The organism is Methylobacillus methanolivorans, assembly GCF_054588515.1.
Genome location: NZ_BAAILT010000004.1, coordinates 43686 through 69464, shown reverse-complemented (window position 1 = coordinate 69464; position 25779 = coordinate 43686). Strand labels below are relative to the sequence as shown.

Sequence of the window (25779 nt, the reverse complement as noted above, 5' to 3'; positions counted from 1 at the left end):
TAAGCCACACTCTCATGGCACAGGATCATGACCACCGTCATGCCATGGATGACACTTGGATAAACGGCGTATTGTATAAACGGCTCCGCGCCATGTGCCATGCTTTTGTATGGCTTCAATGGCATATTGCGAACAGGTCGGGTAAAAACGGCATCGCTGGCCCAGCAATGGACTCAATACCCATTGGTATAACTTGATCAAACCCACCATGAGTTTGCCCAACATTCATTGAGGCTCCTGCTGTATCGTCAGCTTACGCTGTAGTTTGCTTACCAATTCCATGAACTCCTGTTCAATCTCGGTAAACTCAGAACGACCAAATATCATGTGAGGTCTTATCACCAGATCAACGCCAGGCAATTGATGCTGGTTTAACCTGAATAGTTCCCGCATGACACGCTTGATATAATTACGATCTACAGCACGGCGAGCAATTTTCTTACCTACTACCAAGCCTAATCTTGCATAAGCCAACTCGTTAGATTGGTAGTGGAACACAAGATAACGACCTGAAACTCGTTTGCGGAAATTAAAAACGGATGAAAAATCATCCGTTTTTAACAATCTTGCCCGACGCTCAAACGCATATGATGGCAAAACCATGTATAGCTAAAATCGCCTTAAACGGCGAAAGGCTGATTAAACAGCCAGGCGAGCACGGCCCTTGGCACGACGCGCAGCGATAACAGCGCGACCACCACGGGTCTTCATACGCACCAGGAAACCATGCGTACGAGCACGGCGAATTTTTGAAGGCTGGTAAGTGCGTTTCATGGGAATCTCCGGTTGACTTCTAGATGTTGCGAATCAAAAACGCGTAATTTAACCTGAAAACACAGTCCTATGTCAATGTTTATTTGGGAAAACATTGCCGTTGTGAAAATGATTGTGCGTTGCCTGTGGATAAGTTGTGGCAAACAAGCTAGAATCCTTCATCTGGCATGGGGTGGTAAACATTCTGTGAATACAGCATCTGGTCGATAAAAATAAACATAATCAGACATTTCGTCCATACCTCACATTCATTTCACTGCGGAGTTTCGGGCAACCGATGGAAAATTTTTGGTCTCTTTGTCTCGGTCGCTTTGAAGAAGAGTTGTCAACGCAGCAATTCAATACCTGGATCAAGCCCTTACGTTTTGAAGCTAACGGGGAAGTATTGCGCCTATTAGCGCCCAATCGCTTTGTACAACAATGGGTAAAAGATCGCTTTCTACAAAAAATCACGGCACTGGCTGAGGAAGTATTCTCCAATCCCATGCATATCGAACTGGCATTGTACGATGCCAGTGACAAAGCAGCGCCAGTCAGCCCTAAACCACAACAAGCGGCAGCAGAACCTACTCCAAAAGCAAAAATTGAAGCTGAAGTGAGCAAGGTCACAAAAGCAATAACACCGACAAAATCTGCTTCAGCAGCAGTGAAAAAAACCAAACCCGTCGCCGAAACCAATGGCCTCAATCCAGCATTCCGCTTTGATAACTTTGTCACGGGAAAAGCCAATCAATTAGCTCGTGCAGCAGCCATACAAGTCGCGGAAAATCCAGGTACTGCCTACAACCCTCTGTTTATTTATGGTGGAGTTGGCTTGGGCAAGACTCATGTGTTGCAAGCGATTGGCAATCACCTGAAATCCCAGCGTCCAGATGCAAAAATTCGTTATTTACATGCAGAACGCTATGTTTCGGATGTCGTCAAAGCCTATGAACACAAAGCGTTTGATGAATTCAAACGTCAATATCATTCTCTGGATCTCTTGCTGATTGACGATATCCAGTTTTTCGCCAAGAAGAGTCGCACCCAAGAAGAATTTTTCTATGCGTTCAACTCTCTGATCGAAGCCAAGAAGCAAATCATCATCACCTGTGATACCTATCCCAAGGAAATCGCAGATGTCGATGAACGCCTGCGCACACGATTCAGTTGGGGGCTAACAGTAGCAGTAGAACCACCAGAATTGGAAATGCGCGTTGCCATCCTGTTGAAGAAAGCCGAAGCAGCACGTGTACGATTGGATGAAGACGTTGCTTTCTTCATCGCCAAGCAGGTACGTTCTAGCGTCCGTGAACTGGAAGGAGCGCTTAACCGTATTATTGCTATGGCCAATTTCACTGGTCATGCCATTGATGTTAATTTGGCAAAAGAAGCATTGAAAGACTTGATCGCAGTTCGTGGTCGTCAGATTACTATCGAAAATATCCAGAAAACAGTTGCTGACTACTACAAGATCAAAGTTGCTGAAATGTATAGCAAAAAACGTTCACGCAATTTTGCACGTCCACGACAGATCGCCATGACACTAGCTCGTGAGCTGACTAATCACAGCTTCCCCGAAATCGGAGAAGCCTTTGGTGGCCGTCACCACACCACGGTAATGCATGCCTGTGATGAAGTTGAACAATTGCGCCAAAACGATCAAACCTTGGCAAGAGATATTTCTGTCCTGATTCAAGTGATCCGGGATTAAAAATAAGTACGTGCTTATGGAAAGGCTGTGGGTAACAATGCGGGTTAAACGCGATTTTAAGAAGTCAGTAAAATAACCAACATTCTATCCACAACAGTTTCTAAAAATTTCAAGATAGTTTAATTTCAAATATGTGATTGAATTTAAATTGAAAATTTGAGTTATCAACAGAAGTTGCTTACTTTATTGTTATTATCAATTTATTTTTTATATATTAGGTTTTAAAGATATGAACATCCAAATCAATCGCGATACGCTGTTAAAACCACTTTCATCAGTAAGCAGTATTGTTGAAAGACGTCATACCTTGCCTATTCTTTCCAATCTGTTACTAGAAGCTAAACAGGACAAAATTGTTCTGACAGCCACAGATCTGGAAATGCAAATCTCCCTTTCAGTCGAAACAGCCGTCGGCGGTGAGCTATCAACGACTATCTCTGCAAAGAAACTTCTGGATATTTGCCGTTCATTGCCTGAAAACGCTGATATCACCATGGCAACACAGGAAAATCGCATCCAGGTTAAAACCGGCAAGAGCCGTTTTAACCTGCAAACACTGCCTGCCAACGATTATCCTTTGATGACTAAAAATGCAGATGCAAGTAATACCATCATCAACATCGGGCAAAAATCGCTTAAGCGCTTATTCAAACAAGTTGAATTCGCGATGGCGCAACAAGACATCCGTTATTACCTTAACGGCTTGTTGTTCGAAGTGAATGGAAATAGGCTGAATGTCGTAGGTACTGATGGTCACAGACTCAGTTTTACTTCTACCGAACTGGCAAATAGCTACGAAAAACAGGAAATCATCCTGCCACGCAAAACCGTGATCGAATTGATAAAACTGTTGGACGAAAGCGAAGATGAAGTCACAATAGAGGTTGCCAATGGTCAGGCTAATTTCGCTTTTGGTGATATCCGATTGATTTCAAAAGTAATTGACGGAAAATTCCCAGATTACACACGTGTAATCCCTACAGGGCACCAGAACAGTTTCACTGTAGATCGCATGATGATTTTGTTATCCATGCAACGAGCCTCTATCCTGTCCAACGAAAAATATCGTGGTATTCGCATGGTGCTTTCTGCGAATAGCTTGAAACTTATCAGCACCAATAGCGAGCAGGAAGAAGCAGAAGAAGAACTTGAAATTAGCTATGGTGGCAGCAGTCTGGATATCGGCTTCAATGTCACTTACATGATCGATGTATTGAACAATTCAGACAGCGAAAGCGTGATTTTCTCATTTGCAGACGCTAATAGCAGTTGCCTGGTGACAGTGGAAAACGACAATAATTACAAATATGTCGTTATGCCAATGAGAATTTAACTAATTGAATATTAAAGAATAACTGATTGTTTCACGTGAAACCAATAGGACTATGACTGATTACAATTCCGACAGTATTAAAATCCTTGAAGGCCTAGATGCAGTTCGTAAACGCCCAGGTATGTACATTGGCGATACATCCGATGGCAGCGGTTTACACCACATGGTGTTCGAGGTACTGGACAATGCGATTGATGAGGCCTTGGCCGGACACTGTGATGACATCAAGGTAATCATTCATCCTGATAATTCGATCAGTATTTCAGACAATGGTCGTGGTATTCCTACCGACGTCAAGGAAGACGACAAACACGAGCCTAAGCGTTCAGCCGCTGAAATCGTGATGACAGAACTACATGCTGGCGGCAAATTTGACCAAAACTCCTACAAAGTTTCTGGTGGTTTGCACGGTGTAGGTGTGTCTGTGGTGAATGCGCTCTCAGATTGGCTTCGATTGCGTATATGTCGCAATGGCCAAGTACATCAAATGGAATTCCGTCGTGGCGTGGCCGTATCACCTTTGGCTGTGACTGGCACGACTGAACGACGTGGTACAGAAGTCCATTTCCTTGCTTCCGTTGAAACTTTCACTACTGTGGAGTTTCATTTCGAAATTCTTGCAAAACGTATTCGCGAGCTTTCTTTCCTCAATAATGGCGTCAAAATCGAGCTGATCGACCAACGCAATGGCAAATCTGAAAACTTTGCCCACTCAGGTGGGGTCAAGGGTTTCGTCGAATACATGAACCGCAGCAAGACTGTACTGCATCCCAAGCCTTTCTATGCATCTGGCGAAAAAGATGGCATGACTATCGAAGTATCCATGCAATGGAACGATTCCTACAGTGAAAGCGTGCAGTGCTTTACCAACAATATCCCACAACGCGATGGTGGTACTCACTTGACTGGCTTGCGTACGGCAATGACACGTACGCTGAACAGTTATATTGAACAAAATGATCTAGCTAAAAAAGCCAAGATCGACACCAGCGGTGATGACATGCGCGAAGGCCTGACTTGTGTACTTTCCGTAAAGGTACCTGAGCCAAAGTTTTCCTCGCAAACCAAGGACAAGCTGGTTTCCAGTGAAGTACAGCCTGTTGTGCAAGAAGTAGTTTCTGCCAAGCTGGCTGAATTCCTGCTGGAAAATCCTAACGAAGCCAAAATCATCTGCAACAAGATTATTGAGGCAGCCCGTGCACGTGATGCAGCCCGGAAGGCGCGTGAAATGACACGCCGAAAAGGCGCCATGGATACCATGGGATTGCCTGGCAAACTTGCTGATTGCCAAGAAAAAGACCCTGCATTAAGCGAGCTTTACCTAGTCGAGGGCGACTCTGCGGGCGGATCTGCCAAGCAAGGACGTGACCGCAAGTTCCAGGCTATCCTGCCATTGAAGGGTAAGATCCTGAACGTGGAAAAAGCCCGGTTCGATAAGCTCTTGTCTTCACAGGAAATTGCAACCCTGATCACTGCTTTGGGGACAGGCATAGGCAAGGATGATTTCAGTGCAGAAAAATTGCGCTATCACCGCATTATCATCATGACCGATGCGGACGTTGATGGTGCGCACATCCGTACCTTGTTGTTGACATTCTTCTATCGCCAGATGGGGGAGTTGGTAGAGCGAGGCCATGTTTATATTGCTCAGCCACCGTTGTACAAGGTCAAGCAGGGACGTGATGAGCGTTATCTCAAGGATGAGCAGGAACTGGATCAATACCTGCTGCAATCTGCACTCAAAGGTGCGGAATTACTCAAGCAAACAGATGGTGAAACCATCAGCGGCGAAGCATTGGCAGCGATTGCCAAGCAAATGGTACTAACTGAGGCTATCATTCGTCGCTTAAGCCCACTGTATGACGAAAGCATCCTGCGCGCATTGCTTGAGCTGGGCAAGCTTGAACTCGATAGTGAGGCCCAGGCTGAAGCAACAGCCGCAAAACTTCGTCCATTGTTGGGCCATACAGGTAGCGAAGTATTGGTGACGCAAAACCAGGAAAGTGGCAACTATCGCCTCGCAATCAACAAGTATGTTCACGGCAACCTGCAAGCCAGCGTGATTGATAGCGATTTCATCAGTAGTGGTGATTACCAGCAAATCCTCACCACATCACAAACCTTGCAAGGCTTGGTAGGTGAGGGTGCCACTATCAAGCGTGGTGAAAAACAACAACCAATCACCAGCTTCAAGGCTGCTTTAGATTGGCTGATGGGCGAAGCCAAGCACGGTCTCAATATCCAGCGCTATAAAGGCCTGGGTGAAATGAACCCTGAGCAACTCTGGGAAACCACCATGGATCCCACTGTGCGCCGCCTACTCAAGGTGCAGATTGACGACGCCATTGCGGCTGATGAAATCTTCACTACATTGATGGGTGATCAGGTAGAACCGCGCCGTGCCTTTATTGAAGGCAATGCTCTGGGGGTAAGTAACCTAGATGTTTGATCTATAAAGTATTTTTATATGATCGTCAACCATCAGGCTAATCAATGATTAGCCTGATTGCTTTCAACTCATTTGATTTAGCCAAGGTAGGGGTTTGGGTGAAATTACATAAGTGATCCCGCCATTATCTGACTTGAATACAAATCCATAGTTGAAAATAGTACTGTCTGGTAACCAGAATACAACGGGTTGATTGCGGTTGATATTGTCATAGCCGTGAGCAATCGCTGCCTCGCGAGCAAAACGGTAGGCTGCTAGAAATACCTCAACCCTCGGGTGATCTGCGACTAGACCATTCGCTTCTGCTTCTGCCCAATTCCCACCCAATAGGCGTGCGGTTTCGTTTACCGTCTTGAGATAGTGCCAACCGTGGTCGATAGGAGATACGCGATAGACACTCCACTGGTTTTCCATGATGGCAGCTCCTTATCATCTGGAATATTGAATGCAGGTTAATCTACTACCTACTATTTCTGCAAACTTGTAGGATTTGTCATATCGAGCTTGGAAAGGCTAACAGTTTGTTTTCTATTATCTGGTGTTTTTACCAATTTAACTTATTGATTAAATTGGTATGACACAGTGGCCGCTAAAACGGCTGAGTTGTGCTTCAGCACAGGAGTTTATTGATGTCGAATGTAGTATCCAAGCGGCTAAATCTATCCAAAATTAAAACCAATGCATTAAGCGGGCTGACAACAGCCCTGGCGATGGTGCCGGAAACAATCGCATTTGCCTTTGTTGCCCATGTATCGCCTTTGACAGGGCTGTATGCCTCGGTGATCGTGTCGTTTATCACCTCTGCCTTTGGCGGGCGTCCAGGAATGATTTCCGGGGCGGCAGGTTCATTAGCGGTAGTGATGACAGCCTTGGTGGTGCAGCATGGCGTGGAATACCTGTTTGCAGCTGTGGTGCTGATGGGGATATTGCAGGTGCTATTCGGTGTTGCAAGGATGGGCAAGTACATTCGCATGGTGCCTTATCCGGTAATGCTTGGCTTTGTGAATGGTTTGGCGATGGTGATTTTCTTCGCGCAGTTCAACCATTTCAAGGTGGCGGCAGGCGATGGTAGCTTGCAATGGATGAGTGGGCCTTTGCTTTACACCATGTTGGCGCTGGTCGCGTTGACGATGGTTATCATCTATCTATTACCACGTATGACTAAGGTAGTGCCGTCGGCATTAGCGGCAATTGTGCTGGTATCAGTGGCGGTGGCTGGCTTCGGCTTGGAAACGAAGACGGTGGGCGACCTGGGCTCAATTGCCGGTGGTTTGCCTAGCTTTCATATTCCCTCGGTGCCATTTGATCTTGAAACCTTGAAGATCGTGTTTCCTTATTCACTCATCCTTGCAGCGATTGGCTTGATCGAGACTTTGCTCACGCTGAACCTGGTGGATGAGATGACCAATACGCGTGGTCAACCCAATCGTGAGTCGATGGCGCAGGGGGCAGCGAATGTGACGACTGGGATGTTCAGTGGCATGGGTGGATGTGCCATGATAGGGCAAACCATGATCAATATGAATGCAGGCGGCTTACACCGGTTATCCGGCATTGCCATGTCGATTTTCCTGCTTTCTTTCATTTTGTTTGCTTCGCATTGGATCGAGATGATCCCATTGGCAGCGCTGATAGGTGTGATTTTCGTCATGGCGCTGAAGACCTTTGAATGGGGCAGTTTCAGATTGTTCGGCAAGGTGCCAAGGCCGGATATTTTTGTCGGCATATTGGTGGCATTGATTACTTTGTTCAGTGATCTGGCAGTGGCGGTATTGATCGGGGTCATCGTGTCAGCGCTGGTATTTGCCTGGGAACATGCCAAGCAGGTATCAGTCAGTACCGCGATTGACGAGTCTGGTCGTAAAGTCTACGTACTCAAGGGCAGTGTGTTTTTTGCCTCGATTGCCAACTTTCAGGCCTTATTTACGCCACATGATGATCCTGCGCAGGTCGTGGTGGACTTTGCACAGGCAAAAGTAGTGGATCACTCAGCCCTGGCTGCGATTGATGCTTTGGCCGAGCGTTATGCACAGCAAGACAAGCAGTTATCGCTCAAGCATTTGAGCCCGGATTGCCGGGCTTTGTTGGGCAAGGCGAAAGAGTTAGTCGAAGTGAATCTGCTGGAAGACCCCACCTATGCGGTGGCTGACGACAAGCTGGACTAGGCCTGACTGGCTCTGCCTGCTGCGTTCGCTTATTTCACGCTGAAGCTATACTGGTTGCGCCCCATGAGCTTGCCGTCCTGGCCTGTGATCTCGGCTTTTAGCTGGTATTGCCCGGCTTGCAGGGCGGGTAGGGCATAATCGCGCAGCTTGTGGCCAGAATCCGGCGGCATTTCCAGCGGTAGCTGGAGGTTGTCCAGCGCAGTGCCGTTTCGGTAGAGCGTGACCTTGTAGCGGGCATGCTCAAAGCCCTGCCAGGTATCATTGATCGCCCATAGCCCGATCTGTGGTGTAGCGCCTACTGGATATTCGTCCTGCTTCCATTCCAGGCTTGGCAGGATAGGCTGGTAGGCAGTACGCAAGGCGTCATAGCCAGCCTTGGGTTCACGCCAATAATCGACGATGCCCCAATTGATGGAGGGCCAGTTTTCCACAAACATGAATTGAAATACGGCAGATACCGGGGCATAACGCTGGCGGCGGTAGTTTTCTACGGCAAACTGGAGCAGCCTAGCTTGATAATGCTGGCTGTTGGCGATAAATTCCTCAATGTTCTTACCCTGCTTGATACCAGCGAACTCAAAAGTCTCCTTACGCTGGAAATTGTGATATTCCCACTGGCGCCATTTTTCTTCGTTGTCCGGCCAGAGCAAATCCTGGCTGAACATACGTTTCAGGTTCTTGAGATTAGGCAATGCCTGTGCACCAAATTCCGTGCTCCAGGGCGTAGGCGTAGGGCGAGAAAAAGCCAGCCAGTGGTCGAAGTACCACCCCATCCACTCATGTTCCTTGGTGGCGGATTCCTTGCGCACAATGCGTAACGGGTCTAGTTGGCTGATGTCTACATAGAGTAGCTCATCAAGCTTGCGATTGATGTTGGGCTGGTAATCCGTGTATTTCTGTGCCATCCACGGTGAATCCCAGGGTGGCTCGTTGTGCATGGTCCAGGAGATGATGGAGGGATGTTGCTGCAGTGCTTGCACCATATCCTTGGCCTGGGAGCGCGCATCGGCAATAAACGCGGGATCATCGCTATAACCCCACAACAGAGGGAAATCCTGTGTCACCAAGATACCCAGCCGATCACATAAAGCATAGAACGCTTGGTCGGTAACATGAGCGTGCACGCGCACGGCATTGATGTGGGCGGCCTGCATCATGTCGAGGTCATGCTGGTAGCGTGCGGGTGTCATTTCCGCCAGCCATTGAGCACCGATGTAATTGGTACCGCGCAGGAACAGGCGGCGGCCATTGATGTGCCATTGTAAGCCATCGTCTACCTTGACTTCACGCACGCCAAATATCTGTGCCTGACGATCCAGTACCTTGCCTGAAGCATCTTTGATACTAAGCTCCAGCTTGTAGAGATTGGGTTTGCCATATTCGTATGGCCACCACAGCGCAGGGTTATCCAGTGGAAAGCTCAGAGCAAGGCGATTGTCACCTGGCCTCAAGGTTTGCTGCTGGTTGAAATGCAGCGTGTTGCCCGGAAAATTCTCCGGGCGGATATTTGCCTCTACCGTGACAGATGTTTCATGTGAAACATGCTGACGTATCTGTGCGCTAGTGTCTATTTGCCAGCGATCTGGCTGTGCCTGTGTCGCTTGTTTGCGAGGCGTGACCTGTAACTGGCGTAGTGCTGCCTGTTCGGCAAACTGCAACTCGACAGGCGCCCAGATGCCGCCAGTGTTTTTTTCCTGCCCGCGCTCAGACCAGGCTCCACCGGGACGGGTATCGTGATGACTGAAAATGCCTTTTACCAGCCGTTTGTGTAAAGACCAATCCTCAGGTTTTTCTAGCGGGCTGTTCACTAGCACACGCAGCTGATTGTTGCCGGATCTGAGTAAACCGCTGACATCAAACGCAAAGGCCTGGAAATAACCAGTGTGATGGCCAAGGTAATGATCGTTAAGCCATACGTCTGCTGCGTAATCCACGCCATGGAATAGCAGGTGAGTCACTTTGCTGGACTTAGCATTATCAAGCTTGAATTGCGTCTGGTACCAGGCAAACCCACTGATGTCATGGCCCTGACGATACCAGTTGTCAGGCACCTTGATCATTTTCCAGCCATTATCAGGCGCTGTGAGTTGTGGTGTTACATTGACTGGGCCGGTAATAGGCTGAAACTGCCAGTTACCATTCAAAGAGAGGTGCTTGGTTTCTTGCGCTTGAGAGGGAAATGCTCCCAGCGTTAGGCATAGTGTTAACCAAGTAATAAGGCGGGAAAGCAATGTCATGGCGGGATTCACAAATAATGAGCCGGGCAATGGCCCGGCTCAAGGTTAAGCGTCTACTGTTTTAGGTTTTCTGTGGTTGAGATAATAGCGCGTCAGTTTCTTAGCGACATAACCTGCAAACAGGGTTTTCAGTAGTAGTTTCATGATAAACCTCCTAACGTGGTTGATTCAAATGACCAGGCGGCGGTGCTTGGTAAGTACTCTGATTGACCTGACCGCGCCAAGCTCCTGTGGCGTTACCGCGCGACTCGATAAATCCCTTGAAGCGCTCTAGATCACCTGCCACACGATGGGTTAATACGCCAATAGCATCTGCGGCATTTTCCAGCAGACCTTCCGGGTCATAATCCATCTGTAGCATGATGCGTGAGCTCGAATCATCAAGATGGTGGAAGGTGACAACCCCAGCGTTACGCGCACCGGAAACACTGTGCCAGGCAATGCGCTTGCCGGGAATCTGCTCTGTGATTTCAGCATCCCATTCCTTGCGCTGGCCGACGATTTCCGCTGTCCAGTGCACATGGGTGTCGTCAAGCTGGTTAACCGCAATGATGCCTTCCATGAACAATGGAAAATCCTCGAACTGCGTCCATTGATCATAGGCCACTTGGGCGGGTACGTTCACTTCTATGGATTTCTCAATCACTGGCATGACGTCCTCCTATCAATATGGATGGTTTCTGGGCTAAACAGTTCCACTGAATTGCTTTGTATCAGTAGAAACCCTGACTACCATTGTAGTGATGGCAAGTCTTTCATGGCATAGGTTGGCTTCCGAAATGGCTGTCGGAGAAAGTGAATGCCCACAGAGTTTAAGGGCGGATGGTCCTGGCAACCAAAGCCATGACGATGGGGCGCACCATGAGTACACAGATAAATGCCACTGGCATCGCCAGCATGTAGGCATGCAGTACTCGATTGAAATATCCCAAACCTACGCCGCTGTTGGCGGCAACGATCACCAGGCACATCAGCATGGCCATGATGCCAGACATGAAAAAGGCAAATACCACAGGCGTGTAGTGTTTGGGTAGGCCGAGGTTGAAACGGGGAACTACATTCATGATATTGCTCCTGTGTTTGTGGATGGAGAGCACTGTACTCTAGCCATTCATTAGCCAGTAGCCTGTAAAATCCAATGAAATTTTCAAGTTAAACTTATAAGTAAAGATCATTGTACAAAAGGTTAGCTTGTGGATAACTTGAAAGGCATTAGCAGTTTCGTCAAGGCAGTGGAGGAGGGGAGCATTGCTGCCGGGGCAAGGCGGCTGGGTATTTCAGCTGCTGCTGCCAGCCAAAATATTGCTCGCTTGGAACAACAACTGGGAGTGAGGTTGCTGATCAGGACGACGCGCAGCCTGGCCTTGACGGAAAGTGGTCAGCTTTATTACCAGCGGGTGCAATCGGTGATGGAGGAACTGGATGACGCGCAGGCAGAGCTGCATGAGCTTGCTGGCGAACCTCGGGGGAAATTGCGTATCGCCAGTTCTGCAGCTTTTGGGCGCAATGTGCTGGCGCCACTGGTGGCAGCGTTTGCTATTCGCTATCCCAAGCTTAAGATCGAGCTGGTGCTGGCAGATCACTATGTTGATCATATCCGCGAAGAAATTGATCTCAGTATCCGCTTTTCGCAGCAGCTGGAGGCTGGCTTGGTTGCCAGGCGGATTGCACGGGTGCCATTGCGCTTTTGCGCCTCCCCGGCGTATCTGGCACAACATGGAACACCACATGATCCTGACGAATTGATCCATCACCAATGTTTGGTGTTAAGAGTGCCGTTTGACGGACGATTACTCGGATGGCGCTTCGTGAGAAATGGCTTGCGGTTTGAAGCTCCGCTGAACGATACCTTAATTTGCAACGATATTGATACGTTGGCCAACATGGCGGCTGCAGGAGCTGGCATTGCCCGTATCGGTGCGTTTGTCGCGGACCGCCTGATTGCGGATGAATTGCTGGTGCCCTTGTTTGAGCCGCTTGAGGGTAAGGTGCCGAATGCCGAGATCGAGCCCTTGGAGTTTTATGCTTGCTATCGGGATAGGCAGGCGGCAACTGGCAAGCTCAGGTTGCTGATCGATTTTCTGGTGACACATATCCCGGCGCCATGGCAGGCTTGACCGGCTAGTTTGTAGAGCTCATCTTCAGCTAAATAAGCTGGCCTGTTCCGGGGGATCTGCCTCGATCTCATCGCTATGTATTAGATTACTGACTTTTACCCCTAGCAAGCGAAAGCGCTGATCTAGCGAAAGGCGTTTTAAGCAGCGGCCTGCGGCTCGGCGGATGGTGGCTGCATCATTGGTAGGGTGAGGCAAGGTGAGATCGCGTGTGGCAGTACGAAAATCCTGATACTTGATCTTGATGCCGACAGTGTGGCCCTGATAGCGTTTCTGTTGCAGGTCTTGCGCTACACGTTCGCATAATGCGGTGAATGCGCGGCTGAGATAGTGCTTGTCCTGGTGTGCGTGCATGTCACGCTCAAACGTGGTTTCTCGGCTCATGGATTTGGGCGTAGAGCTAGTGACAACCACCCTGTCGTCTTGCCCCTGGGCGACACGCATCAGCCAATGGGCATAACTTTGGCCAAAATGCTGCAACAGGATATCCGCCTTCGCAGAGGCGAGGTCTGCAATCGTGCGGATATCCAGTTTCTCCAGCTTCAATGCGGCCTTGGGGCCTATACCGTTGATCTTCTTGGCCGCCAGCGGCAGGATGCGCTCCTGAAAAGCCTGGCGATCGATGATGGTGAGTCCATCAGGTTTGTCGAGGTCTGAAGCTATCTTGGCGAGCAATTTATTAGCGGCAATGCCAATCGAGCAGGATAGGCCTGTGGCATCGAACACGGCAGTTTTCAGGCGCTGGGCCAGGGCATCCGTGTCTTCCTCAATGGTACTGAGATCAATATATATCTCATCAATCCCTCTATTCTCGATATCAGGGGCGATTGACATGACAGCTGCCTTGAACAAGCGCGAATAGTGACGGTATGACTCAAAGTCTGCTGGGAGCAAAATGGCATCCGGTGCCAGTTGTGCGGATTTCATCAAGCCCATGGCAGAAAAGACGCCCAGCGCCCGGGCTTCATAGGTGGAGGTGGTGACGACTCCGCGGCCATTGTATTCCCCCAGGCGTGCAAATTGATGGCGGCCATTGGCAAGTCTGCGTGGCTGCGGGGTAGAGCGACCACCAACCACCAGGGCCTGCCCGCGCAACTCAGGGTAGCGTAGCAACTCCACTCCGGCAAAGAACATATCCATGTCGAGATGGGCAATACGGCGGTCTGGGAAACGAACATCTTTCATCTGGTCGCTATGCTAACAATGATCAGGCAAGACCGCATCACCTCTGGAATGATGCAGTGTGGAATATTTTTTCAAAATAAGCTGGCGTTCGTCAGGGTTTTTGGTTAGAATTCGCACCCTCTAGAAACATTATGTTTCATGTCCCCATCGTCTAGAGGCCTAGGACATCGCCCTTTCACGGCGGTAACCGGGGTTCGAATCCCCGTGGGGACGCCAATTCCAATAAAAGCAGACCATAAAAAGTCTGCTTTTATTTTGTCTGTATATTTATCAACTAATTGATTTTAATATGTTTGTTGGTGTGAAAGAACTGAAGCTGCAAGATGAAGCGCACGGACTTTCGTTTCCTGCGCTGGTCATGTATCCGACTCAGCAGAAGCCAACCAGCCACGCATTTGGCCCTTATGTGATGGATGTTAGCCTTGATGCTCCCGTCGCACCCGGGCAATATCCCCTGATCTTGGTCTCTCATGGTAGCGGCGGTTCACATCTGTTGTACCGGAGTATGACGACTTATCTTGCCCAGCACGGTTATATCGTCGCAATGGTTGAGCATCCGGGCAACAACCGCGTTGATAATCAATTCATGGGCAAAGTGGAAAACCTGCAATACCGTCCACGCCATCTTCGGCTCACGGCAGATGCCCTCCATGAGGATGCTAGCTTGGGCCCGCATTTACAGTCGCGACAGCTTGGCGTCATTGGGCATTCGATGGGAGGATATGCTGCGCTTGCACTTGCAGGGGGTAAACCATGGTATCCGCCAGAGGCATTTAAGCCTGATTATGCTGGGCCAGCACCTAACAATGTGGAAGTGGAACATGACGACAGGGTTCAGGCACTGGTGTTATTGGCACCGGCAACAATATGGTTCATTCCGGAAGACGCTCTCAAACATGTCGATGTGCCTATCTTGATGTTGAGTGCGGAGCATGACCCTTATACGCCAGGTTGGCATAACGAGATTGTGCTGAAGGGTGTGCCAGACATCACCAAGGTGACCAGCCGCTGCGTGAAGAATGCTGGGCATTTCTCTTTTCTTAGTCCGTTTCCCCCCAAGATCAAGCAGGGCGGGGCATTGCCAACGACAGATCCCGAAGGGTTTGATCGTGAAGGCTTTCACGAACAGCTCAAACAGGAAATCCTGGTTTATCTGAATCATCGTTTCAAATCATGACAGGCATAAAAAAATGGGGCAAAAGCCCCATTTTTATTCATGGATCTTAATGGCTTAAGGTGCAATGATGTCGTTCTTCACAGCAGTAACGCCCTTGACGCTTTTGGCAATTTTCACAGCCCGTTCAGCTTCTGCCTTGCTCTTGGCGGTTCCGCTCAGTTGAACCAAGCCATCGCTATCGGTTTCCACCTTGATGTCGGTAGCGCTCACAAGCTTATCCTTGGCAAAAGCAGCCTTTACCTTGGTGGTCACCACGGAGTCGCTCAGCTTGGTTTCAATGCTATCGCCCTCTGCCGCAAAGCTGGCTACTGGCATCATCAACGCACCGATCAGAACAAGGCTTTTAAAATTCGCTTTCATTTAAGACTCCTTTTTGGATTTAATTATCGAGAACACGAGTTCATTCTATAAAGCCATGTTAGAGCGATTAATCAGCAAGTTACTGAAAGCAATGTAGGAATGAGCTTACTGGGCGCACCAGCCTAAGTTTAGGTCAATAAAGAGGTAAATGTTGCTGAGGCAAAGATATGGAGATGCTATTGGGAGTGGAAGAGAAGGTTGTTGAAGCAGCCTGTGCTGGCATTTGCCTGGGAGATTTCACATGCTCAAGGCATTTTTCTATGAAATCGCCCGGATCAGCATAATGAGGGGGACGGACAGTCGCTAATCCTGACAAATGCCAGCGGCTCGCAAAACTGGCAGGGCTTAACCGAATATAAAGCCCAATGCAATCGGGCCAAACATGACGGTGACGAGCACCAGATTCAATAAGGCATGCATAATGGATTCCTTTATGTATGTTGCTTAAGAATGTGGGGCTACTATAGCGTTGGTGTCAGGGACGTGTTATCTGGAAAATTCTGATATCCGTGTAGGACAAACGGAAGTGGCTGAGCATGAGGCTCAGCCAAAAGCAATGGAATGGTGTGTTAAGCCAGTTTCAGGCGAGTCAAAGTACGTTGTCTCACTGTGTGTAGCAACGTAGCGTCATCAAGCAGGGATTGGCCATAGGAAGGCACCATTTCGCGCATGCGCTGTTGCCATGTTGTACTTTGTAAGGATTTGCCAAAGCAGCGTTGCAAGACATCCAGCATTGCGGGCACTGAGGTAGAGGCACCAGGCGATGCACCCAGCAAGGCTGCCAGGCTACCATCTTCCGCGGAGACAATCTCGGTGCCAAATTCCAGCTTGCCACCTTTCTCGTCACAGCCCTTGATAATCTGTACTCGCTGGCCTGCCGAAATAAGTGACCATTCACTTTCTTTGGCGGCTGGGTAGAAATGCTTCAAGGCTGCCACACGTTGTTTATGGCTTTGGAACACCTCTCCAACCAAGTAACGGGTGAGGTCCATGTTATGCCGCCCTGCGCCCAGCATTGATTTCAGGTTGCCTCGCTTGACCGAGCTGACTAGGTCAAGCAATGAACCTTGCTTGAGGAAGCGAGTGGTAAAGCCGGCAAACGGGCCAAACAGCAACGCAGGCTTACCGTTGATGATGCGGGTATCCAGATGGGGGACTGACATGGGCGGCGCGCCTATAGGGGCCTTGCCGTAGACCTTGGCGTGGTGTTGCTCAATCACATCCTGATTGTGACACACCAGCCATTGCCCGCTGACCGGGAAGCCGCCATAGCCTTTAGCCTCTTTGATGGCGGATTTTTGTAGCAAGGGCAGGGCTGCACCGCCAGCTCCGAGAAAAACGAAATCAGCATGGATGGTGATCGGCTTGCCTTTGGCCAGGTCTGCCACTTTCACTGTCCAGCGGCCTTGTTCCTGCTTGAGGTCGGTCACTGCATGGCGGGTAAGCAGCTTGAAGTCTGGTAGGGTTTGCAGGTGTTGTACCAGTTGACGGGTAAGAGAGCCGAAATCGACGTCGCTGCCATAGGCAACGCGTGTTGCGGCGACTGGGGCATCCATGTTGCGGGTTGCCATGACCAGGGGCATCCATTGCTGCAACACGGTCGGATCCTCACTATATTCCATGTCAGCGAACAGGTGGTGCGCGCTTAATGCCTGGTGGCGGTTGCGCAGGAAAGCTACATCCTTTTCCCCCCAGACGAAACTGGCATGGGGCGTGGGATTGATAAAGCTGGCGGGTTCTTTCAGTATGCCCTGCTCAACCAGCCAGGCCCAGAATTGCAGGGACTCTTCAAAGGCTGCATTGATCCTAAGTGCGCGCGCAATGGAGACGCTGCCATCTGAATTTTGCGGCGTGTAATTAAGTTCACAATACCCGGCATGGCCTGTCCCGGCGTTGTTCCAGCCATCGCTGCTTTCCGTCGCGACTTCAGCCTGTTGTTCCACCAGTGTGATACGCAGGTCTGGATTGAGCTGATGTAACAAGGTGCCGAGGGTGGCACTCATGATGCCGCCGCCAACCAGCAGGATATTGGTGTCTAAGGAAGTGGTCATGTCAGGCCGGGAATTGTTCGTTACTGTAGTCTTGGGTCGCCATGATAGGCATAAGCCGTGCTTCTGTAAAACCCTGTTTTCATGTCAATAAACCTTTTCCAGCCAGTGCATCAGTACTTGCAAGACATATTCCTGCTCATCTGTGCGCAAGGCACGTCCGGCAGGAATCAGGTGCCACTTCTGCAGGCAGCCCCGACAACAGCAAGCGGTGGCGTGCTGTGCCACGAATACTGGATGGCCTCGAAAAGGGGTTTGCTTGCCGTCGTTTGCGATCAGCGCAGGTGCCAGGCGCTTGGTAATGAAATCTCGCGCATGATCCTGTATGACTGGTAAGCCTTTGGCATGCAGGTAAGTATTATCGTGCGCATTGAGCTGGAACGAACTGCGAAAGCGGGAACGTCCCAGGGCCGCAAACAGTTCGTCCAGTTCTCGCATGTGGAATATGTGTCTAGCGTGGCTCGAAGCGCAACGAAGCGGAGTTGATGCAGTAACGTAGCCCGGTCGGAGGAGGGCCATCAGGGAATACATGCCCCAGGTGTGCATCGCAGACATTGCAGATCACCTCTGTGCGTACCATGCCGTAAGAGGTATCTTCTTCTTCGCGGACATTATCCGGGTCCAGAGCTGCAAAGTAGCTTGGCCAGCCGCATCCAGCGTCAAACTTGGTATCAGAAGCAAACAAGGGCGTATCGCAACAGACGCAATAATAGATGCCATGCTCGAAATGCTGGTCATATTCTCCAGTGCCTGCGCGTTCGGTTGCGGCGTGGCGCGTGACTTCATACTGTATCGGACTAAGTTGGTGACGCCATTCGGCATCGCTTTTTACCACTTTGGTCATGACTTCCTCCTCATGAGTTGATGCGTTATTTGTCTGTGTAAAACCAGTACAATGCTGGATTTAGTCAGTAAGGACACTGTAGTGACGCAACAGGGTAAAGCCATCAGCATCCAAGGGGTCAACGTCATTTTGTTTGACATCGATTACGGCGAATCGCGTGACAATGACGCTGCAATCCCCCATTTTAATATCAGATTCGATCTTGAGTTGGGCCAGCAGCAGTTTTCACTTGTCTATAGCAAGCCAGTGGGCAGCGACGACCACTTCGGCGTATCAGGTGACGATTACGAGCCATTATTACAGGCTTTGGAAATCGACCCTGCTTTGACCGCACAGCAACAATATAGTGTCATCACCGAGCAAGCCCTGCACGAAGCGTTGCTACCTATCGCAGAATCGGTATATGAAGATATTGAGTTCCACTCTCCCGACCAGGATGAGGAATAAGCCTCACGATGGAATGATTGTCGAAGTCTGCCAGATGGCAGATGACGATATGCAGGCACTATTGGCCAGGCTGGAGCACGAGCTTTATCAGCTCTATCCTGCCATGCCCAAGCCAAGCATACTGCAGCCAGCACTGACATTGATCGCACGGGATAATAGCCAGCCGGTGGGATGCGTTGCCTTGATGGTGCTAGACGAGGATATTGCTGAAATCAAGCGACTATTTGTTGTATCAGCAGCCCGTGGCTGCGGCGTGGCCAAGAAATTAATGGCTGTGTTGGAACAATGGGCAAGGCAGCAGGGAATCAAGCGCATCCTGGTGGAAACCGGGAATCTGCAATCGCCTGCCATGTCCTTGTATCAAGGCTTAGGCTATCAAGCAATTGCGCCATTTGGGCCTTATATCGGCAACCCGGTGAGTTGCTGCTTTGAAAAGCGCTTGTTGCCGCAACAATAACAATAAAAAACGCCAGCATGGGCTGGCGTTTTCGCTCAATTGAATCAGTCTTGATTCAACGTCTTAGTTCAAAGCATCCTTCAGAGCCTTGCCAGCCTTGAAGCTAGGAGCCTTGCGAGCAGCAATCTTGATTTCCTTACCGGTTTGAGGATTGCGACCAGTGCGAGCAGCACGCTCGGAAACGCCAAAAGTACCGAAGCCGATCAGTGTTACTGTATCGCCACCCTTCAGGGCTGCAGTTACGGATGCAGTGAATGCATCAACAGCTTTACCAGCAGCAGCCTTGGAAATTCCTGCTTCCTTGGCGATTTCTTCGATCAGTTCTGTCTTGTTCATAAGTTATCCAGTCCTTGTGTATATTGGGTTATCAATCTAGTTTTGGTAAGGCTGATACTTCGCCTCGTTACCAGGTTAAATAGTAACAGGGGAGAAAATATCACAACCTGCGCCCGATGAAACCCCTTTTCGCTACAAACTGGCTAAATTTTTCACCTCAGAAGCCCGTAGTGACGCCGTTTTGCGACAAGTCGTCGTGGATTTTCCCTGGAATTTACAAACTGGGTGGGCCAAACAAGCCAATCAGGCCGATAATGATCAGGTACAAAGCCACGATGTAATTGAGCAATCGTGGGATCGCCAGGATCAATATTCCGGCAATCAGGGAAATAAGCGGGGTCAAGCTGACATGGATATCCATCGTATTATCTCCAGGTAATCGTGGATGAGCGCTTTAAGCCTTGCGCAGATACGATTTCGCAATGCGTTTGACAACAAAAGTCACGAGGGCAGCCTTGATCAGAAACTTCATGATGATTCTCCTGTGCAATTTGAAGCACCATCATCGCCCAGCCTCAGCCTTAGCAATATCGGGTAACTACTGATGTTAGTGTAGGACAACACCGCATGCCACCCACTGGATGAAGATTGCAGCACCTGATTCCGGGCTGGTATGATGAGAATAGTTCTCAGTATTGAAAATCATGACCGTTTACGATCCCTCCTTAACGCAGCTTTATCAGCACCACCATGGCTGGCTGTATCAACTTCTGCGCCGAAAACTCGGTGATGCCGAGTATGCTGCTGATCTGGCCCAGGATACGTTCATGCGAGTGTTGCATGCGGATAGCCTGGTGGAGATTCGTGAGCCGCGCGCTTATCTCAGCACGATTGCACGTGGCTTGATGGCAGACATGTTTCGTCGTCGCGCGCTGGAGCAGGCTTATTTGGATGCGTTGGTCGCGTTTCCTGAGCCGTTGACTATTTCTCCCGAGCAGCGCTTGCTGGTACTGGAAACCTTGATGGAAATAGATCGCATGCTTGATGGTCTAGGGCCACGTACACGCGATATATTCCTGTTAGCGCAGCTGGAAGGCTTGACCTATCCTGCCATTGGCCAACAACTTGGCGTCTCAATCACCACGGTCAAGAAACACATGGTGCGTGCCATGACCCACTGCCTCATATTGCTGGATGACGCGCCGGAATGAGTACAACACTGAGCCCAGCATTGCTAGAAGTGGCTGCGGAATGGTATGTACGTCTGCATGAGGAGATGCAGGCAGAAGCTGCCCAGCAGCAAAGGTTGTTATTTAACGATTGGCTAGAGGCCGATCCTCTGCACCGCCAAGCTTGGGCGCGGGTGGAAAAGCTTGAACAGCGCTTTGGCATGGTGCCCGCCGATATCGCAATACCTACATTGCGCGATGCTGCTGCCAAGCGGCGTGCTGTACTGAAAACTCTGGCTTTACTGAGCATCACTGCACCGGCGGGTTGGGGTGCCTATGAATACCTGCCGTGGTGGATGGTAGCGGCAGATTACCGCACCGCGACCGGCGAGCAAAAAACAATCAACCTGCCAGATGGCAGTATCTTGGTGTTAAATACTGCGACAGCCGTGGATGTAGATTACCGCGCTGAGAAACGCTTAATTCACTTGCATGAGGGCGAAATCTGCATTACTACCGCAGCCGATAGGGCGCAGCGTCCATTCGTCGTGCAAACCATCCATGGTGAAATCCGTGCCCTAGGTACGCGGTTTACGGTGCAAAGCGATACCCAAGCTGCACAGGTGGCTGTGCTGGAACATGCAGTGAAAATCCGCTTGGCGGATCAACAACACGAAAGCCTGCTGCTAGAGGCTGGCCACCAAGTGCAGTTTAATCGTGGTCATGCAGGCCAGGTAAGCGATGTGAGTGCTTATCAGGATGCCTGGATACGCGGCATCATGGTGGTGGAAAACCAAGCTTTAGCAGAGTTCATCAAAGCGTTGTCACGTTATCGCCCTGGCATATTGCGATGCGACTCGGCCGCTGCCGATATCCGTATATCAGGCGCTTTCCGGGTGCAGGATACTGACGAAGTGCTCTCCAATATTGCCAACACGCTGCCTATCAAGGTGGTATATCGCACCCGCTACTGGGTCAGCGTTACTTTGCGTGAGCAAGTATAAAAAAACTTTCATTTAGGGTTGCTGTTTCTGATTCTCATTCGGCTTAACAGATGGAGCGTTGTTTTCTACGCTTAATCCAATCTATCAAGAACGAAAGGGAGTCTTCATGTCGCAGCGTAATAAGCGCTCGTCTCATCCATCACAAGGGGAGGATTTGTTCAAGACCAAACCTCTGGTGCAAGTCATTGCCCGGGCTGTTTTCGGCATGTCCATGTTTGCGCTATCTGCACAAGTGACAATACCTAGCCTAGTAATTGCCGCAGAAGTTTCCCCAGCCCGGCAATATCAGATTGCCTCCGGCCCATTGGGTGCTGCACTCAGTGAGTTCGCTGCTGCTGCAGGCGTTACACTTTCATTCGATCCCTCCCTGGTGGCGGGGCTGCACTCACCAGGCCTGCAAGGCAACGTGAGCATCAAACAAGGCTTTGACCGGATTACGGCAGGCAGTGGCTTCGAGGCCGTGGCACAAACTGAAACCAGCTATTTGCTGCGTAAGATTCCGGTGCAGAACCTTACGCCACGGGATGCTGCTGTTTCTGTACTGCCTGAGCTGGCAGTCAGTATTTCCGGCAAGGCACCGGGCTCAACAACAGAAGGTACAGGTTCTTACACCACTTGGTCGACCAGTAGCTCGACACGGCTTAATCTGACCCCGCAGGAAACGCCACAAGCAGTTACTGTGATAACACGGCAGCGCATGGACGATCAAAAGCTCCACACACTGGTCGATGTGCTGGATGCCACACCGGGTATTATTGTTCAGCGGCCCATGGTGGGTGAGGGCATAGACGGTACAGATATCTACGCGCGTGGTTCCCGTCTGCGCAACTACCAGATCGAAGGTGTGCCGACATCGCTTGCGGTTGGCCCTCTGCTATCCAATACGGCGGCCTATGACCGCATAGAAGTGGTGCGAGGAGCCACCGGTATTATGAACGGACTAGGCACGCCAGCCGCGACGATCAACTTGATCCGCAAACGCCCGACCGCCACGCCACAGCAATCTGTTAATGTTCAGACTGGCAATTGGGATCGCTACGGCATTGGCATGGATATCTCCAACCCGCTGAACGAAAGTGGTACTGCACGTGCCCGCCTAGTAGCTAACTATGGCAATGAGGGTGCCTGGGCAAAGCGCTTCGACCAGAGGAACCTTGCGCTTTACGGCATTGCTGAGTTTGAGCTGGGCGACCATACCCTGCTCACGGCCGGTTTCAATCATCTGGACCAGAAGACAGATTCGACCATCCTGGGACGCCCGTTATTTTTCACCAATGGCCAGCGTATCAAGCTTTCGCCATCGAACGATGACACTCCTTCGTGGAGCTATTACAACCACGAGTCGAACAATGTTTTTGCCTCGCTCGAACACCGCTTCGGGGCACACTGGATCGGCAAAGTTGAGTACAGTCAGACGCGCTACGACGACGATGCCATTACAGTGGGAATTGGGCAGAGGATTGATGCTGCAACTGGAAATGGTGCGGAGATCTCACCGTATCGCTGGAATAGCAAAACCCGTCAGAACAACCTCGATGCTTACGTAAGCGGTGTGTTCTCGTTGTTCGGGAGGGATCACGAGCTGATTGGTGGGGTTACGTTGTCGCGCAGTCGTTCTTCTACTACGCTTTACGATTACGACTGGGCAAACTACCCGACTGATTTCAATATCTTCGACTGGACTAGTACCGCACCAGCTCCCGCCTTTTTCAAGGCAGGCAGGGGGAGCTTTCAAGAGCGGCAGTACAGCGGCTATTTGAACGCACGCTTCCAGCTCAGTGACGCCACTAGTTTCTTGCTCGGCGCCCGTAGTACTCACTGGCAGCTGGATGAAGGCTTGAGCAAGCGCGAGGAAAATGTCTTCGTACCCTATGTAGGCCTTGTCCATGCACTCAACGATACTTGGTCGGTATATGGCAGCTACACCAAAATCTTCCAGCCGCAAGAGGGTGTCGTATTTTTGTATGGCCGCCCAGGTGCTTCGCCGGATCCAGAGCAGGGTGAAGGTTATGAGGCGGGTGTCAAAGCCAGCCTGAATGGCGGCAAGCTGACCGCCAACCTGTCACTATTCCAGATGGACGTTGAAAACTTGGCCTTCTGGAACCCGAATGTGCGTTTTTACGAAGTGCAAGGTGAAACTCGCACGCGCGGTGTGGAGCTGGAACTCAATGGCGCCCTGACCGAAGGCTGGCAAGCTGGGGCCGGCTATGCTTACGCGCGTACTGAAAACGAGAATGGCGAACGCACCTTGACCCGTTTACCGTTGAATAGCCTGAAGTTGTTTACCACCTATCGACTGCCAGGCGCGTGGAACAAGCTGACGCTGGGCGGTGGCGTAAATTGGCAAAGCGCCATTCACAGCGGCAGTACCATTGATTACAGGCAGAGCAGCATGGCGTTGGTTAACTTGATGGCGCGTTATGAGGTGAGCAGCCATCTATCCCTTGCCCTGAATGTGAACAATGCGCTGGATAAAGAACACTATTCGACGGTAGCCGGAAATTACGGCACTTTTGGCGCTCCGCGTAATTTCATGGCGTCAATGAAATATACTTTTTAGCGACGGTTCAAAAGATAGGTGCCGGTTCAAGTCCGGCACCTTGTTGAGTTAAGTGAGTCCATATTTTTCTGAACCTATCCAATCTCCTGCGTACTAACAGGCTGTTCCCTAACTCATCCATTGGCTGCCAATCCTTGCTGTGCAAGGCTGTTGGCGTTTTTGCTTTTGTGTTGCGGGAACCTCCGACGTGGCTGGCTATGTTTCAGTCACACGTGTTGTAACAGGTAGGAAAGATAAAAAATGACAGAAGATTGGAATGGTGTATTGGCGTGGCTACAGGGCCATCGCGAAGTGTTCAGCTTGGTGTGTGTCACACTCTTGTTGTTGGGGGCATGGATCGCCAACTGGGTGGTCAAGCATATCTTGGTGCGCGGTTTGCACAAGATTTTACGTTCAGCTACTGTGGGGCAATCGATTGCGCGAAACCGCGTAGTGGCAAGGCTTTCAAATATTGTGCCTGCCTTGATTATTTCAGTTGGCATTGCCTGGATCCCTGAGTTGCCAGAGGCCGTGGTCACGGTGGTGCGCAACGTGGCGCATGGCTTTATCGTCCTGACGATAGGTTTGGCGATTGCAGGTGCGCTGGATGTGATCAATGATGTGTGGCAGCAGCGGCCTGATGCACACCGCAAGCCGATCAAGGGTTACGTGCAGGTGGTGAAGCTGGTGATTTACATCTTGGCGGCTATCCTGGTAGTGGCAACGCTGATGGATCGCTCGCCAGTGATTCTGTTGTCTGGGATCGGCGCGATGGCGGCGGTGCTCATGTTGATTTTCCAGGATACCTTGCTCTCGCTGGTGGCGAGTGTGCAGATCAGCTCCAATGACATTATCCGTGTGGGAGATTGGGTGGAAATGCCGCAATTGAACGCTGATGGCGATGTGATCGACATTGCGTTGCATACGGTCAAGGTGCAGAACTGGGACAAGACCATTACGACAATCCCCACCAAGCGTTTCATCACTGATTCATTCAAGAATTGGCGTGGCATGTTCGAGTCTGGTGGTCGCCGCATCAAGCGCAGTATCTTCATCGACCAGAACAGCATCCACTTCCTAACGCCGGAAGAGTTGCAACATCTTCAGGAGTTCAGCCTGTTGGATGATTACCTGAAGAAAAAACAGGGCGAGCTGGAGGAGTGGAACAAGGCCTTGGGGGAAAGGGGCAAGCGGCCAATCAATACGCGCCGCGTAACGAATATTGGGACATTCCGTGCGTATGTGGAGCAATATTTGAAAACGCATCCACGAGTGAACCAGAACATGACCATGGTGGTGCGCCAGCAGAACCTTTCTGCAGAAGGTATTCCGATTGAAATATGGTGTTTCACTAACACGACGGTCTGGGTGCAGTACGAAGCGATCCAGTCAGATATCTTCGATCATCTGCTCGCGATACTGCCTGAATTTGGCCTACGTGTATTCCAAAACCCAAGTGGAGCCGATTTTCAGGCGTTGCGTCCGGTAGCTCAAAGCGCTTGAACTGG

General features: G+C 50.2%; 25 protein-coding genes, 1 tRNA gene and 1 pseudogene. 13 read left to right on the top strand and 14 right to left on the bottom strand.

Annotation, left to right across the window (positions count from 1 at the left end; translation table 11 throughout):
- Positions 1-12: 12 nt before the first annotated feature.
- From yidD to rpmH, 3 genes are read right to left on the bottom strand one after another with little or no spacing between them, the layout of a single operon-like run.
- The gene (gene yidD, locus LG202_RS10290) at positions 13-225 is read right to left on the bottom strand and encodes a membrane protein insertion efficiency factor YidD (RefSeq protein ID WP_230348359.1); all 213 of its coding nucleotides are present in this window, start codon (positions 223-225) and stop codon (positions 13-15) included.
- The gene (rnpA, locus tag LG202_RS10285; RefSeq protein WP_230348358.1) at positions 226-603 is read right to left on the bottom strand and encodes a ribonuclease P protein component; all 378 of its coding nucleotides are present in this window, start codon (positions 601-603) and stop codon (positions 226-228) included. It lies immediately after the preceding gene.
- 36 nt (positions 604-639) lie between these two features.
- On the bottom strand, positions 640-774 hold the full coding sequence (gene rpmH / locus LG202_RS10280) for a 50S ribosomal protein L34 (RefSeq protein ID WP_230348357.1): 135 nt from the start codon (positions 772-774) through the stop codon (positions 640-642).
- A gap of 277 nt (positions 775-1051) precedes the next feature.
- Between rpmH and dnaA the strand changes: the two genes are divergently transcribed.
- The 3 genes from dnaA (at position 1052) to gyrB (ending at position 6249) form a co-directional block, all read left to right on the top strand.
- On the top strand, positions 1052-2467 hold the full coding sequence (dnaA, locus tag LG202_RS10275) for a chromosomal replication initiator protein DnaA (protein ID WP_230348356.1): 1416 nt from the start codon (positions 1052-1054) through the stop codon (positions 2465-2467).
- Positions 2468-2696: 229 nt separating this feature from the next.
- On the top strand, positions 2697-3800 hold the full coding sequence (gene dnaN / locus LG202_RS10270; protein ID WP_230348355.1) for a DNA polymerase III subunit beta: 1104 nt from the start codon (positions 2697-2699) through the stop codon (positions 3798-3800).
- 52 nt (positions 3801-3852) lie between these two features.
- Positions 3853-6249, top strand: coding sequence for a DNA topoisomerase (ATP-hydrolyzing) subunit B (gene gyrB, locus LG202_RS10265; RefSeq protein ID WP_230348354.1), 2397 nt, complete (start codon positions 3853-3855; stop codon positions 6247-6249).
- Positions 6250-6312: 63 nt separating this feature from the next.
- On the opposite strand, the gene LG202_RS10260 is transcribed toward gyrB, so the two are convergent.
- Positions 6313-6663 (bottom strand): hypothetical protein, encoded by a 351-nt coding sequence (locus LG202_RS10260; RefSeq protein WP_230348353.1) that lies wholly within the window; start codon positions 6661-6663, stop codon positions 6313-6315.
- 215 nt (positions 6664-6878) lie between these two features.
- On the opposite strand from LG202_RS10260, the gene LG202_RS10255 reads away from it, so the two are divergent.
- Positions 6879-8414 (top strand): SulP family inorganic anion transporter, encoded by a 1536-nt coding sequence (locus tag LG202_RS10255; protein ID WP_230348352.1) that lies wholly within the window; start codon positions 6879-6881, stop codon positions 8412-8414.
- A gap of 29 nt (positions 8415-8443) precedes the next feature.
- On the opposite strand, the gene LG202_RS10250 is transcribed toward LG202_RS10255, so the two are convergent.
- The 3 genes from LG202_RS10250 to LG202_RS10240 all read right to left on the bottom strand — a co-directional run bounded on the left by LG202_RS10250 (position 8444) and on the right by LG202_RS10240 (position 11715).
- Positions 8444-10651, bottom strand: coding sequence for a glycosyl hydrolase 2 galactose-binding domain-containing protein (locus LG202_RS10250; protein ID WP_230348351.1), 2208 nt, complete (start codon positions 10649-10651; stop codon positions 8444-8446).
- A 154-nt stretch (positions 10652-10805) separates the two neighbouring features.
- A complete protein-coding gene (locus LG202_RS10245) occupies positions 10806-11303 on the bottom strand; it encodes an SRPBCC family protein (RefSeq protein ID WP_230348350.1) in 498 nt (165 codons plus the stop codon).
- Between the two features lie 160 nt (positions 11304-11463).
- Positions 11464-11715 (bottom strand): DUF2798 domain-containing protein, encoded by a 252-nt coding sequence (locus LG202_RS10240; protein WP_230348349.1) that lies wholly within the window; start codon positions 11713-11715, stop codon positions 11464-11466.
- Between the two features lie 129 nt (positions 11716-11844).
- Here LG202_RS10240 and LG202_RS10235 point away from each other — a divergent pair, with 129 nt between their 5' ends.
- A complete protein-coding gene (locus LG202_RS10235) occupies positions 11845-12768 on the top strand; it encodes a LysR family transcriptional regulator (RefSeq protein ID WP_230348348.1) in 924 nt (307 codons plus the stop codon).
- 24 nt (positions 12769-12792) lie between these two features.
- Here LG202_RS10235 and dinB read toward each other — a convergent pair whose 3' ends face one another.
- Positions 12793-13950: a DNA polymerase IV gene (gene dinB / locus LG202_RS10230; RefSeq protein WP_230348347.1), complete on the bottom strand. Its 1158-nt coding sequence runs from the start codon at positions 13948-13950 to the stop codon at positions 12793-12795.
- Positions 13951-14090: 140 nt separating this feature from the next.
- On the opposite strand from dinB, the gene LG202_RS10225 reads away from it, so the two are divergent.
- Positions 14091-14166 (top strand) — tRNA-Glu (locus LG202_RS10225).
- Between the two features lie 73 nt (positions 14167-14239).
- Positions 14240-15127, top strand: coding sequence for an alpha/beta hydrolase family protein (locus LG202_RS10220; protein ID WP_268867646.1), 888 nt, complete (start codon positions 14240-14242; stop codon positions 15125-15127).
- A 54-nt stretch (positions 15128-15181) separates the two neighbouring features.
- Here the strand turns inward: LG202_RS10220 and LG202_RS10215 are convergent, their stop codons facing one another.
- The 4 genes and pseudogenes from LG202_RS10215 to msrB form a co-directional block, all read right to left on the bottom strand.
- Positions 15182-15487 (bottom strand): BON domain-containing protein, encoded by a 306-nt coding sequence (locus tag LG202_RS10215; protein ID WP_230348345.1) that lies wholly within the window; start codon positions 15485-15487, stop codon positions 15182-15184.
- A 569-nt stretch (positions 15488-16056) separates the two neighbouring features.
- Positions 16057-17559, bottom strand: a pseudogene (gene mqo, locus LG202_RS10210) (malate dehydrogenase (quinone)); the annotation flags it as partial.
- Between the two features lie 63 nt (positions 17560-17622).
- The gene (locus tag LG202_RS10205) at positions 17623-17973 is read right to left on the bottom strand and encodes a DUF4186 domain-containing protein (RefSeq protein WP_230348343.1); all 351 of its coding nucleotides are present in this window, start codon (positions 17971-17973) and stop codon (positions 17623-17625) included.
- Positions 17974-17986: 13 nt separating this feature from the next.
- On the bottom strand, positions 17987-18379 hold the full coding sequence (msrB, locus tag LG202_RS10200; protein ID WP_230348342.1) for a peptide-methionine (R)-S-oxide reductase MsrB: 393 nt from the start codon (positions 18377-18379) through the stop codon (positions 17987-17989).
- 51 nt (positions 18380-18430) lie between these two features.
- Between msrB and LG202_RS10195 the strand changes: the two genes are divergently transcribed.
- On the top strand, positions 18431-18826 hold the full coding sequence (locus LG202_RS10195) for a hypothetical protein (RefSeq protein ID WP_230348341.1): 396 nt from the start codon (positions 18431-18433) through the stop codon (positions 18824-18826).
- A 13-nt stretch (positions 18827-18839) separates the two neighbouring features.
- A complete protein-coding gene (locus LG202_RS10190) occupies positions 18840-19283 on the top strand; it encodes a GNAT family N-acetyltransferase (RefSeq protein ID WP_230348340.1) in 444 nt (147 codons plus the stop codon).
- 63 nt (positions 19284-19346) lie between these two features.
- Here LG202_RS10190 and LG202_RS10185 read toward each other — a convergent pair whose 3' ends face one another.
- Entirely contained in the window at positions 19347-19619 is a 273-nt protein-coding gene (locus LG202_RS10185; RefSeq protein WP_230342959.1) for an HU family DNA-binding protein, read from the bottom strand.
- Between the two features lie 214 nt (positions 19620-19833).
- Positions 19834-19980 (bottom strand): DUF3096 domain-containing protein, encoded by a 147-nt coding sequence (locus tag LG202_RS10180; protein ID WP_230348339.1) that lies wholly within the window; start codon positions 19978-19980, stop codon positions 19834-19836.
- A 283-nt stretch (positions 19981-20263) separates the two neighbouring features.
- Between LG202_RS10180 and LG202_RS10175 the strand changes: the two genes are divergently transcribed.
- From LG202_RS10175 to LG202_RS10160, 4 genes are all read left to right on the top strand, one after another.
- Positions 20264-20770 carry a sigma-70 family RNA polymerase sigma factor gene (locus LG202_RS10175; protein ID WP_230348338.1) on the top strand — a complete coding sequence of 169 codons (507 nt, stop codon included), beginning with the start codon at positions 20264-20266 and terminating at the stop codon, positions 20768-20770.
- Positions 20767-21732: a FecR domain-containing protein gene (locus LG202_RS10170; RefSeq protein WP_230348337.1), complete on the top strand. Its 966-nt coding sequence runs from the start codon at positions 20767-20769 to the stop codon at positions 21730-21732. The genes LG202_RS10175 and LG202_RS10170 overlap by 4 nt, the downstream gene beginning before the upstream one ends.
- A gap of 106 nt (positions 21733-21838) precedes the next feature.
- Positions 21839-24292: a TonB-dependent siderophore receptor gene (locus LG202_RS10165; RefSeq protein WP_230348336.1), complete on the top strand. Its 2454-nt coding sequence runs from the start codon at positions 21839-21841 to the stop codon at positions 24290-24292.
- 240 nt (positions 24293-24532) lie between these two features.
- Entirely contained in the window at positions 24533-25774 is a 1242-nt protein-coding gene (locus LG202_RS10160) for a mechanosensitive ion channel family protein (RefSeq protein WP_230348335.1), read from the top strand.
- Positions 25775-25779: the final 5 nt, after the last annotated feature.